The following is an 11694-nucleotide window of genomic DNA, read 5'->3' on the forward strand; positions in this document are numbered from 1 at the left end:
TCGCGCAGCAGCGGCTGTGGTTCATCCACCGGTTCGAGGGTCCGTCGGCGACGTACAACGTCTCGCTGGCGCTGCGGATGCGCGGTGACCTCGACACGGCCGCGCTCCGCCAGGCCGTGCACGACGTCGTGGTGCGGCACGAGTCGCTGCGCACCGTCTTCGGCGAGGATGCCGGGCAGCCGTACCAGCAGATCCTGGAGCCGACCGCGATCCAGGTGCCCTGGGAGGAACGCGAGGTCACCGAGGCCGAACTCCCCGACGCGCTGCGGGAGGCGGCGCGCCTGCCGTTCGACCTGGCCGGTGAGATCCCGTTCCGGTCCTGGCTCTTCCGGATCAGCGCGCTGGAGTCGGTGTTCCTGATCGGCGCCCACCACATCGCGGCGGACGGCTGGTCGGCTCTCCCGCTCGCTCAGGACCTGACCACGGCCTACGAGGCCCGCCGTGACGGCCGGACCCCGGAGTGGGAGCCGCTCGCGGTGCAGTACGCGGACTACACCCTGTGGCAGCGGAACCTGCTCGGGGACAGTGACGCCCCGGACAGCCTGTACCGGCGTCAGCTGGACTACTGGACGAACCACCTGGCCGGCCTGCCGGAGACCGTCGACCTGCCCACCGACCGGTCACGGCCCGCTGTGGCGTCGTACGCCGGCGACCTGGTGCCGCTCGCACTCGACGAGCAACTCACCGAGGGTGTCCAGCGGTTGGCACAGGAGACCGGCGCCACGGTGTCGATGGTGCTGCAGGCGGGGCTGGCCGCGATGCTCACCCGGCTGGGCGTGGGCACGGACGTGCCGATCGGTTCGCCCATCGCCGGACGCACCGACGAGGCGCTCAACCGGCTGGTCGGCTTCTTCGTCAACACCTGGGTGCTGCGCGCGGACACCTCCGGCGACCCCGGCTTCGCCGAACTCGTCCGCCGGGTACGCGAGACGAGCCTCGCCGCCTACGACCACCAGGACATCCCGTTCGAGCACCTGGTCGAGGTCCTGAACCCGGTGCGGTCGCCGGCACACCACCCGCTCTTCCAGGTGTGTCTGGCACTGCAGAACAACGCGCGGCCCGAGTTCGCCCTGCCGGGCCTGGCGGTGTCCGAGGAACCCTTCAGCATGGGCACCTCGCGCTTCGACCTGTTCATCAGCCTCACCGAACGGGACGACGACGGGCCGGCCCGGATCGAGGGCTTCGCCGAGTACGCGACCGAACTGTTCGACGCCGGCACGATCACCACGATGCTCGACCGCTGGCTGCACTTCCTGCGCCAGGTGGTCATCGCACCGGAGACGTCCATCGGGGCCGTGGACATCCTGGCCGAGGGCGAGCGCGTGGCGCTGGACCGGTGGGGTGGTCAGGGCCGGGACGCAGCGTTCGAGGCCGGCACCGTTCACGAGCGGTTCTCCGCCACGGCCGCCGCGAACCCGGACGCGATCGCGCTGGTCTGCGCGGACGGCACGCACAGCTGGACCTACGCGGAACTGGACCGCTGGTCCAACCGCGTCGCCCACCACCTCCGGGCCCGCGGCGCCCGCCCGAACACCCGGGTGGCCCTCGTGCTCGAACGCTCGCCTCTGCTGGTCGCGGCGATCCTCGGCGTGCTGAAGACCGGCGCCGCCTACGTGCCGATCGACCCCACCCATCCACCCGAGCGCACCGAGTTCATGCTCGCCGACCTCGCTCCAGCCGTCACCGTGGACGAGGGTCTCGCCGAGGAGGACGTCGACGGGTGTCCGGACTCGCCGCTCGATGCCGACGGCGTGGGGGAGCGCAGTGTCGCGTACGTGATGTACACGTCCGGCTCCACCGGCCGCCCCAAGGGTGTGGAGGTGACCCACCGGAACGTGGTCGACCTCGCGCTCGACGGCTGCTGGGCCACCGGTGCCCACCGCCGTGTCCTGGTCCACTCGCCGCACACGTTCGACGCGGCCACCTACGAGCTGTGGGTGCCGCTGCTCGGCGGCGGCACCGCCGTGGTGGCCCGCGCCGGACGGCCGGACACCGCGGAACTGGCCCGTGTCGTCGCCGAGCGGGCGGTGACCGGACTGTGGCTGACCGCCGGGCTGTTCGCCGTGATGGCCGAGCAGCACCCGGAGTGCTTCACGAACGTCGCCGAAGTGTGGGCGGGCGGTGACGTGCTCTCGCCGACCGCCGTCCGCCGGGTCCTCGACGCCTGTCCCGGCCTCACCGTGGTCAACGGGTACGGCCCGACGGAGACCACCACGTTCGCCGCCCGGTACCGGGTGTCCTCGGTGGACCGGTGCACCGACCCGCTGCCCATCGGAGAACCCATGGACGGCAGCCGGCTGCTGGTCCTGGACGACCGGCTGCGGCCGGTGCCGCCCGGTGTCGTCGGGGAGCTGTACGTCGGGGGCGACGGAGTGGCCCTCGGGTACGCGGGCCGTCCTGGCCTGACCGGTGAGCGGTTCGTCGCCGACCCGTTCGGGCCGCCCGGGGCGCGCATGTACCGCACCGGCGACCTGGTGCGCTGGAACACGGCCGGGAGCCTTCAGTACGTGAGCCGGGCCGACGACCAGATCAAGCTGCGCGGGTTCCGCGTGGAACCGGGCGAACTCGAAGCGGTGCTGCGTGAGCGCGAGGGCGTGGCGCACGCGGTGGTCGCCGTACGCCGGGACCGCCTCGGTGAACGCAGCATGGTCGCCTACGTGGTGCCCGACGAGTCCGCCTCCACCGGCCGTGACGCGGTCGAGCAGGTCGGGGAGTGGCGTGAGATCTACGACGAGATGTACGGCGGGACGGCGGTGGACCCGAGCGGGGTCGGCGAGGACTTCACCGGGTGGAACAGCTCCTACACCGGACAGGCCATCCCGCTGCCCGAGATGCGGGCCTGGCGCGAGGCCGTGCTCGGGCGGGTGCGCGCCCTGCGGCCGCGCCGGGTGCTGGAGATCGGCGTCGGCTCGGGCCTGCTGCTGGGGCCGCTGGCGCCGGAGGCCGAGGAGTACTGGGGCACCGACTTCTCGGCACCCGTCATCGAGCGGCTGCGGGCCCAGGTCGGGGCCGACCGGCGGCTGGCGGACAAGGTGACCCTGCGCTGCCGGCCCGCCGACGACCCGGACGGCCTGCCGGCCGGGTTCTTCGACACCGTGATCCTCAACTCGGTCGTGCAGTACTTCCCGGACGCCGACTACCTCACCCGGGTACTCGACCTCGCGATGGACCGCCTCGCGCCCGGCGGACGCATCGTGATCGGCGACGTCCGCAACTACCGCACCCTGCGGATGTTCAGCGCCGCGGTCCACCGTTCCCGGCAGCCGGACGACGGCCCGGCCGCCGTGCAGGCCGCCGTGGAACGCGCGGTGCTGGGCGAGAAGGAACTGGTCGTCGACCCGGGCTACTTCACCCGCTGGGCCGTGGCACGTCCGGAGGCCGTCGCCGCCGACATCCGCCTCAAACAGGGCGCTCACCACAACGAGCTGACCCGCCACCGCTACGAGGTCGTGCTGCACAAGGAGCCCACCAGCGCGCTGCACCTCGCGGACCTGCCCACGGCGGTCTGGGGGGCCGACGTGCGTGAACTGGCCGATGTGGAGACCGCGCTGGCCCGGCACGGCGGCCAACTGCGCCTGACACGCGTTCCGAACGCCAGGCTGGCCGGCGAGGCCGCCGAGTGGGGTGCCCCGGTCGAGACGGGGGGCACGCTCGACCCCGCCGAGCTGGAGACGTGGGGGGCGGCACGGGGGCTCGCCGTGTACTGCACCTGGTCGGCCCAGGCGGCGGACTGCTTCGAGGCGGTCGTCCTGCCCGACGTCGACGCCCTGTGCTGCGACGGCGTGTACCGGCCGGCCGACGCCCCCTCGTCCCGCCTGGTGAACGTGCCCGCGGTGTCCCGCCGCGTGTCCCGGCTGCCTTCGCGCCTGCGGGAGGAACTCGCGGGCCGGCTGCCGCAGTTCATGATGCCCAGCGAGATCGTCGTCCTCGACCGGCTGCCGCTCACCGAGAACGGGAAGGTGGACCGCGCCGCGCTGCCCGAGCCCGACCCGACCGGCGGTGACTACCGTGCGCCGCGCACACCGCGCGAGCAGGAACTCGCCGGACTCTTCGCCGAGGTGCTCGGCCTGGACCGGATCGGCATCGACGACGACTTCTTCGCCTGCGGCGGCCATTCCCTGCGGCTGACCCGCCTGGTCTGGCAGATCCACGAGAAGCTGGGCCTGGACGTGCCGATCCGGACGGTGTTCCAGTACCCCACGGTGGCCGAGCTGGCGGCGCAGCTGTCCGCGGACACACAGGTGGGCTTCGAGGACCCGTTCGCCGTGCTGCTGCCGATCCGCACCGAGGGGGAGCAGCCCCCGCTGTGGTGGCTGCACCCGGGCGGCGGGCTGAGCTGGCCCTACCTGGGCTTCGCCCGGCACATCGACCCGTCCTGGCCGCTCTACGGCATCCAGGCGCGCGGCTTCGACGCAGCCACGCCGCCGGCGGACTCCATCGAGGAGATGATCGAGGACTACGTCGGGCAGGTGCTGGAGGTCCAGCCGAGCGGCCCCTACCACCTGCTGGGCTGGTCCTTCGGCGGCACCCTGGCCCACGCCATGGCGGCGGAACTGCAGCGCCGCGGACACGAGGTGGCGCTCCTGGCGTTGCTGGACGCCGCGCCCTCCAGTCACTTCGCCGATCTCGAAGCCCTCGACGAGGTCATGGTGCGCCGATTCCTGGCCAATTACATGGGCCATCTGGCCGGAATGGAGGAATACCCGGCCCTGGTCGCCACGGCCTCGTCCATCTTCGTCGGTGAGATGGATCAGATGCGCCGGTTCACCTCGCCGCGGTACCACGGCGATGTCGTCTTCTTCAATGCACTCCTCGACCCGGAGACACACGACAAGCGGCAGCTGGAGGAGGAACTCGAGGTGCTGTGGCAGGAGTTCGTCGACGGCCGAATCCAGCGCTTTGACATCCCTTGCGCTCACAACGAAATGTACTGGCCGCGTAACGCGGCTGAAATCTGTCGTGTCATCAACCAGATTCTGCGCGCAGCGCGATGATCTGGGCCAAACCCTTGACCGTTGGAACGAGATCTGGAGGATTAGGGTGAGTATCAACCCGTTCGACGACGAGAATGGCCAGTTCTACGTGCTGGTCAACGACGAGGACCAGCACTCGCTGTGGCCCGCCTTTTCCGAGGTGCCGGCCGGCTGGCGCGTTGTCTTCGGTCCGGCGGGACGGGCGGAGAGCGTCGCCTACGTGGAGGAGAGCTGGACCGACATGCGGCCCCGCAGTCTCCGGGAGGCGATGAACCGGTAGGTCGCGCGCCGTGGTGAAAGGCGCACGCTCGGGGCGGGCCGGAACGGTTCGGTACCGCCTCCCGGTTGCAGGCCGAACAACCTAACATGGCATAGAGGCATGGACCTGACCAATCCATGAGCGTCAACGGGGAGGCTTGTGCTGTGGCTGGCACAAACAGCGACGTGATGTTCGTCCGATGGCCGGCACAAACGGACCTGCGGAATCGATGTAGGAGGGAGGGGGTGCCCCGTCTTCTCGTCGTAGAGGGAGGTGCACACCCTCCCGTGTGCAACGACCCGTTCGAGGACTGGGTGCGTGCGCCCATATCCCGAGAGGATTTGGACGCCCGTGTCAGGGCGTTACAGAACCGGCTCGACAGCCGCCAGGTTCCGACTCTGGATTCGGCCGGAACGCTGTGTTTCGGACCGCACTCGATCACCATTTCGAATGCGCAGACCGAATTGATGGAGCTGCTGATCGAGCACTTCGGTGAGGTCGTGTACCGGCACGAACTCACGCAGCGGCTCGCCGACCGGGTGCCGATGCCCACGAGAAACTCGCTCGACCTGCACATCATGCGGCTCCGCCGCCGCCTGTCCCCGATCCACCTGGTCATCCGGACCGCGTGGGGACGCGGCTATGTACTGGAGAACGCGGCCGCCTGAGGGCGTGCGCAGCTACGACACCGCGTGCCGCAGTCGGGCCACGCGGTGTCGAGCCGGAGAACATCACCCAGGTGCCGGCCAACGCCCCGACGGATCCGTCGGCCCGGTGCCGTGACCGATCACGAAGTGACCGCCAGCGCGGGCAGGAGTGCGTCCTGCGACTGCTGGGCGGCGGCCGTGCCGTCGCTGATGTGCAGGACCGCGTCGGCTCCCTCGAGGATCGTCCGGTCGAGCGGGCGGTAGCCCTGCTGCGGTGCGATGTCGGTCCGCGTGCGGGCGGGAGCGTCCGTGACGTCCGTTGCCAGATCCCAGGCGTTGGTACCGCTCTGCAGCAGGCCCTCGTAGGTGTCGGGCTCGGGGTCCAGGAGCCCGAGAGCCTCGCTGCGGCCCAGGCTGCCGGCGACGAAGCCGTACTGCTCGCCCATCAGGGGCCCCAGGACGGTGCCGGCACCGTGCCAGTTGAGGTCCAGGTCCGCCTGGCACCAGCTGCTCGGGTCGCGCTGGAAGTGGAGGTTGTGGCCGAAGACCAGGGTCGGGCCCCGCCGTGCCTCGGCCCTGCGGACGTCGAGGAGGCTCTGGGCGATGAGCGAGTCCCGGGTGGCGAGCAGGCGGGAGATCCGTGCGGCGTGTTCGAGGCTCTGCGCGCACTGCTTGTGATAGCGCAGCAGGCCGATGCCGGCGGTCAGATGCGTCCTGGCCCTGAGCCACTCGGCGTGCGCGTCCGCCGCGGCCGGCTCCGGCTCGCGTGCGTGGAGCAGGGTGAGCATGGCGTCGGCGATCGAACGCGCCTGCTCGGCCTCGGCCGTGGCGCCGAGCGACATGGCCGGGTCCATGACCGCCTCCGTGCGGCTCCAGCTCTCGTCGTCGCCGAGCAGTTCCGCGAGGTCGACGCCGAGTTGCAGGTAGTCGCGGGTGTGCTCGAGATAGCGCCGCGGGCTGGGGGCGCTGTGGTTCTCCGTCGGGGTGTCGAAGCCGTGGAACGCCAGGCGCTCCTCGGGCGGCCGGTTCTGGTTGTAGGCGCGCATCCAGGCGATCAGCCGCCGGTTGGGCTCCTGGTTCCCGAAGCCGTGGGAGAAGCCCTCGCGCATGACCGCGTCGAGGCTTCCGGCTCCCCCCTGGACGAAGTCGTTCACGCCCAGCGCGGCCACACGGTCGGTCTCCAGGGCGATCGACCGGAAGCCGCGGTCGACCAGCTGGACGAACAGCTCGTTGCGGACCCACCCGAAGGCGGGCTCCTGGTGGGTCGGCTCACCGAGCGCCAGCAGGTCACATGAGGCCACGGTGAGGTCGTGCAGGTTCTTTCTCATGTGTCTCAATTGAACCATTGCAAGACCGGTTGAGACTTCTCGATGGCCTGGCCCATCAAGCGAGCTCAGTTGTGCCGGGAAGTCTCAAACCCTCGATCAAGCAGGGGGGCGGGTCAGCGGGAGCTTGACGCGTACTTGCGCACAGAGAGCGGGGCGAAGACCACGATCAGGCCGATCGACCACGCGACCGTCTGCAGGACGTAGCCGCCGGCCGGGCCGCCGCTGAACAGCGCGCGCAGCGCGTTGACGGCCGCGGTCATGGGGCTGTGGGCGGCATAGGCCTGGAGCCATCCCGGCATCGTGCTGGTCGGCACGAACGCCGAGGAGATCAGAGTGAACGGGAAGATCCACACGGCACCGGCCGCCTGGGCGGCCTCCGCGTTGGGTACCGACAGGCCGATGAAGGCGCCGAACCAGGACACCGCGTAGCCGAACAGCAGCAACAGCAGCATGCCGCCCAGCGCCGGAAGGAATCCGCCCAGGAAGCGGAATCCGACGAGCAGGCCGATGAGCACCGTCACGGCCACGGTGACGGCGTTGCGGAAGATCTCCGACACCGTCCGGCCGACGAGCACGGCGGAGCGGCTCATCGGCATCGAACGGAAGCGGTCCATCAGACCCTCACGCATCTCCGTGGCGATGCCGATGGTGGTGCCGGCGGCCGAACCGTAGAGCGCCATCTGGACGAAGATGCCGGGGAGCAGGAACTGGGCGTAACGTCCGCCCCCGATGTTGATCGCGCCACCGAAGACGTACGTGAACAGCAGGATGAACATGACCGGTTGGAGGAGCGAGAAGCTCACCAGCTCGGGGCTGCGCAGAGTGTGCCGGACGTTCCGCAGCGTCATCTCCCACACATCGGACAACCACCAGGAGACCTTGCCGTGCGGCTTCGTGTCGGCCTTGCCGCTCTGCAAGGTCAGGGCCGTGGACGTCATGACCGCTCGTTGTCCTTCCCGCTGTTCTGCTTGTCGGTCCTGTGTTCGGCGGAATGACCGGTCACGGCGAGGAACACGTCGTCGAGCGTGGGGCGGCAAAGCGCCACGTTGCCGATCGCGACACCGGAGGCCTTGAGCAGATGCAGGAGATCGGGCAGCGTGCCGCCGTCGGCCAGCGGCGCGCGGACCACCAGGGTCTCCGGGTCGGCGATCGGGTCGGTGCCCAGCCGCTCCCGCAGGAGTCTCGTGGTCTCGTCGAGGGCGGCGCCGTCGATGAGGGTGATGTCGACCCAGTCCTGGCCCACCTGCGCCTTCAGCTCGTCCGGCGTGCCGCCGGCGATGACCTTGCCCTGGTCGATCACCGACAGCGAGTCGGCGAGCTGGTCCGCCTCCTCCAGGTACTGCGTCGTGAGCAGCACGGTCGTGCCCTCCGCGACCAGTTCGCGCACCATCTGCCACACCGCCATGCGGCTGCGCGGGTCCAGGCCGGTGGTCGGCTCGTCGAGGAAGATGAGTCCGGGCCGTGCCATGAGGCTCGCGGCGAGGTCGAGCCGGCGGCGCATTCCGCCCGAGTACGTCTTCGTCTGCCGGTCGGCCGCTTGGCACAGGTCGAAGCGCTCCAGCAGCTCGCTCGCCCGTGCCCTGCTGTCGGACCTGGACAGCCGGAACAGTCTGCCGATCATGTGCAGGTTCTCGCGCCCGGTCAGTAACTGGTCCACGGCGGCGTACTGCCCGGTGAGTCCGATGACGGCCCGTACTCTTCGCGGGTCGCTGCGCACATCGATGCCGAACACCTCGGCCGTCCCGTCGTCCGGGCTGATCAGGGTGCTCAGGAGGCGGACGGTGGTCGTCTTGCCCGCGCCGTTGGGGCCGAGCAGACCGTGTACGGTGCCCGCCGGCACGGTGAGTTCAAGGTGGTCGAGTGCCATCACCGAGCCGAAGCTCTTGCACAGTCCAGCCACTTCGATCGCTGCCGGCATATACCGGATTTCCTTTCCGAGCTGTGGCGATTCCCGAACTTCCCTGCTCCTGATGCTCAAGCGTATACCTGCAATCCCGATTGAAACTTTGAATGAAAAGCTGCAGGAATAGTGCGCTAAAGTCTCAATCCATGGATTACCTGCGTCCCACCGACCTGGCGCGTGAGCACGGCATCTCGACCCAGGCGGTCCGCAACTACGAGCGGGACGGATGCATCCCGCTCGCCGAGCGCACCCCGTCCGGCTACCGGGTCTACACCGAGGGGCACGCGGCGGCCCTGCGCGCCTATCTGGCGCTCATCCCGGCGCACGGCTACGCCGTGAGCGGGCAGATCATGCGGGCGCTCAACACGGGCGAACTCGACGCCGCGCTCACGGCCGTCGACCGCAGTCATGCCCAACTGCTGCGCGACCGGGGAACACTGGACGCCGTCGGACAGGCCGTCGCGCACCTGACCACCGGCCCCGACACCGCCGCGCACGTACCGGTGAGCAGCGAGACCTTCAGCATCGGCGAACTGGCCCATCGCCTGGGGGTCACCGCGGCGACCCTCCGCAACTGGGAAGCGGCGGCCATCCTCGTCCCCGGCCGCGCGCCGGTCACCGGCCACCGCACGTACGGTGCCCCCGACGTCCGCGACGCGGAACTGGCGCACCTCCTCAGACGCGGCGGCTATCAGCTGGACCAGATCGCCACGGTGGTCCAGCAGATCCGCACCGCCGGCGGCACCCAGGCACTGTCCGCCGCCCTCGACGACTGGCGGCGACGCCTCACCGTCCGAGGCGTCGCGATGCTCAACGCCTCCGTCCAACTCGCCCGCTACGTAGCCCTCCTCGACATCGCCCCACCCGGGCCGCTCACCCACCCCGCGGCCACGGCTGAGCACTGAGCCGGGCACCGGCACCAGCCCTCGCACCGTCGGTGAGAATGGGCCTGTTCGCGCGGTGACATGGAGAGGGCAGGGGGACGCATGGCCGAGGACGTCGTGGAGACCGTGGCGGAAGCCGGGCAGCGGGCAGCGGCCGAGCCCCTGCCCGAGCCCCTCGTCAAGGAGATGGACAGGGAGATGCGCAGGTGGCGGATCGCCACCTTCAACTACGGGGTCACCTACTACCTCAGCCGCATCCTGCTCATCATCGCCAGCGCGATCGTGGCGGCCGACCAGAACCTCGGAGGCGGCCACGGGAGTTGGCTGATCGACTGGGTGCCGGCGCTGGCGCTGGTCGTCGCGGTGATGACGGCCGTGGACACCTGGCTGAAGCCTCAGCAGAAGTGGCGTGGCTTCATGGAGTCCCGGGACGCACTGGCGGACCTGAGAATCCAGGCCGGCGGCGGCATGCCGGCCGACGAGGTGCGCGCGAAGTTCCTGGAGCTGCGTCGCCAGCACCGGGAGCGGAACGTCTTCTGACGAGCCGCCCCCGGCGCAACGGCGTTACTCACGGGCGGCGGGCGTCGCGAGCCGTTCCACCGCCCGGCGCTCGGCCGCTTCGACGTCCAGCCGGCCCGACCGGTTGCCGCCACGGGCGATGACCGCCGCGCGGACCAGGGCCAGGTAGAAGAGGGCGGGCCCGCACGGGGTCCACTCCTCGGGCTGCTTCCGCAGGATGAAGTCGAGCACACTGTCGGGGTCGGCCGGGACGAAGTCGAACCGGTCGTGCTCCCACTTGTCCTCGATCCCACGGCTCCGGCGGGCCACGAGAGTGTCGGCCGTCAGGTCGGGGAGCACGGCCCGGTAGAAGGCCGCCCACTGATGGTTGCGCACGTCGAGAGCGAAGGCGAGCAGTTCCAGCTCGACCTCGTCCTCGTCCTGGACGGCGAGCTCCTCCCGCAGCGCGCGGCGCGCCACGGCGTGCAGGCTGATGGGGGAGCCGTCCTCCGGGACGTCGTGGATGGCGGCGAGTCCCTCGTTGACCGAGGAGTTCCAGCGCACCTTGTTGTGGCCCTCCACGCTGACGCTGCGCCGCGCGAAGACCATCTTCCGGTCGGGTCCCGTCTCCACCGCCACGTTGACGCCGAAGCTGCAGGAGAGGAACGCGGGTGCGGTCACCGGATCGGCGTTCTCCAGGTACTGCGAGCGCAGGGTGGCGGACTCCCCCTCGCGCAGCGGCTCGTCGAGGTTGACGGACGTGGCGAGGAAGTCGTAGTAGTCCGCGTCGCACAGACTCATCCGCACCAAGGGCTCTTCGGTCTCGTCGCTGCGCGAGGTGATGATGCTCTCCACGGCGAAACGGGGGTTGTTCCAGGCGTACGGCTCACCCGCCGCCTGCCGCCGCTGCATCTCGGCCTCGATGTCCTCCCGCCACCGCTGGACCTCGACGGGGAGTTCCACGCGGCGGAGCCCCGGCTCGTAGATGATCTGCACATTCTCCTTCGGGATCGGGCGGGTGCCGTCTCCCTCGAAGATATGACAGTCCGTGACGAGATTTCCGATCACCATGCGGTCGCGCGATTCCACGAGTTCTCCCCCATGTCGAGTAGCGTGAGCGGCGCACCTTGTGAGGTGTGAGACGTCAGGTTTCCACAAACCGTCCTGCCGCGCGGTGCGGACGGGTGGCTGAACTCTTTGGA

9 protein-coding genes are annotated in these 11694 nt (G+C 70.0%); 5 read left to right on the forward strand and 4 right to left on the reverse strand.

The window, feature by feature from the left end:
* The 3 genes from ACWC5O_RS41510 to ACWC5O_RS41520 all read left to right on the forward strand — a co-directional run.
* A partial coding sequence (locus ACWC5O_RS41510; protein ID WP_450781220.1) for an amino acid adenylation domain-containing protein occupies nucleotides 1-4994 on the forward strand: 4994 nt, incomplete at its 5' end.
* A 46-nt stretch (nucleotides 4995-5040) separates the two neighbouring features.
* Entirely contained in the window at nucleotides 5041-5253 is a 213-nt protein-coding gene (locus ACWC5O_RS41515; protein ID WP_381654708.1) for an MbtH family protein, read from the forward strand.
* A 266-nt stretch (nucleotides 5254-5519) separates the two neighbouring features.
* Nucleotides 5520-5900 (forward strand): winged helix-turn-helix domain-containing protein, encoded by a 381-nt coding sequence (locus ACWC5O_RS41520; RefSeq protein WP_450591693.1) that lies wholly within the window; start codon nucleotides 5520-5522, stop codon nucleotides 5898-5900.
* Nucleotides 5901-6019: 119 nt separating this feature from the next.
* On the opposite strand, the gene ACWC5O_RS41525 is transcribed toward ACWC5O_RS41520, so the two are convergent.
* The 3 genes from ACWC5O_RS41525 to ACWC5O_RS41535 form a co-directional block, all read right to left on the reverse strand.
* Nucleotides 6020-7207, reverse strand: coding sequence for an erythromycin esterase family protein (locus ACWC5O_RS41525; RefSeq protein WP_450591692.1), 1188 nt, complete (start codon nucleotides 7205-7207; stop codon nucleotides 6020-6022).
* Between the two features lie 113 nt (nucleotides 7208-7320).
* Nucleotides 7321-8145: an ABC transporter permease gene (locus ACWC5O_RS41530; RefSeq protein WP_450591690.1), complete on the reverse strand. Its 825-nt coding sequence runs from the start codon at nucleotides 8143-8145 to the stop codon at nucleotides 7321-7323.
* Nucleotides 8142-9125, reverse strand: a complete 984-nt coding sequence (locus tag ACWC5O_RS41535) for an ATP-binding cassette domain-containing protein (RefSeq protein ID WP_450591689.1) — start codon at nucleotides 9123-9125, stop codon at nucleotides 8142-8144. The genes ACWC5O_RS41530 and ACWC5O_RS41535 overlap by 4 nt, the downstream gene beginning before the upstream one ends.
* Nucleotides 9126-9256: 131 nt before the next feature.
* Here ACWC5O_RS41535 and ACWC5O_RS41540 point away from each other — a divergent pair, with 131 nt between their 5' ends.
* Nucleotides 9257-10015 (forward strand): TioE family transcriptional regulator, encoded by a 759-nt coding sequence (locus tag ACWC5O_RS41540; RefSeq protein WP_450591688.1) that lies wholly within the window; start codon nucleotides 9257-9259, stop codon nucleotides 10013-10015.
* Nucleotides 10016-10096: 81 nt separating this feature from the next.
* Nucleotides 10097-10534 carry a hypothetical protein gene (locus ACWC5O_RS41545; RefSeq protein ID WP_450591687.1) on the forward strand — a complete coding sequence of 146 codons (438 nt, stop codon included), beginning with the start codon at nucleotides 10097-10099 and terminating at the stop codon, nucleotides 10532-10534.
* Between the two features lie 24 nt (nucleotides 10535-10558).
* Here the strand turns inward: ACWC5O_RS41545 and ACWC5O_RS41550 are convergent, their stop codons facing one another.
* Nucleotides 10559-11581, reverse strand: coding sequence for a translation initiation factor 2 (locus ACWC5O_RS41550; protein WP_450591685.1), 1023 nt, complete (start codon nucleotides 11579-11581; stop codon nucleotides 10559-10561).
* Nucleotides 11582-11694 lie beyond the last annotated feature (113 nt).

The sequence above is a fragment of the Streptomyces sp. NPDC001450 genome (genome assembly GCF_053597295.1).

Bases quoted from the DNA above. Each gene is read 5' to 3' on its own strand.
- ACWC5O_RS41525 (WP_450591692.1), bottom strand. From the start codon at position 7,207: ATGAGAAAGAACCTGCACGACCTCACCGTGGCCTCATGTGACCTGCTG.
- ACWC5O_RS41530 (WP_450591690.1), bottom strand. From the start codon at position 8,145: ATGACGTCCACGGCCCTGACCTTGCAGAGCGGCAAGGCCGACACGAAG.
- ACWC5O_RS41535 (WP_450591689.1), bottom strand. From the start codon at position 9,125: ATGCCGGCAGCGATCGAAGTGGCTGGACTGTGCAAGAGCTTCGGCTCG.
- ACWC5O_RS41540 (WP_450591688.1), top strand. From the start codon at position 9,257: ATGGATTACCTGCGTCCCACCGACCTGGCGCGTGAGCACGGCATCTCG.
- ACWC5O_RS41545 (WP_450591687.1), top strand. From the start codon at position 10,097: ATGGCCGAGGACGTCGTGGAGACCGTGGCGGAAGCCGGGCAGCGGGCA.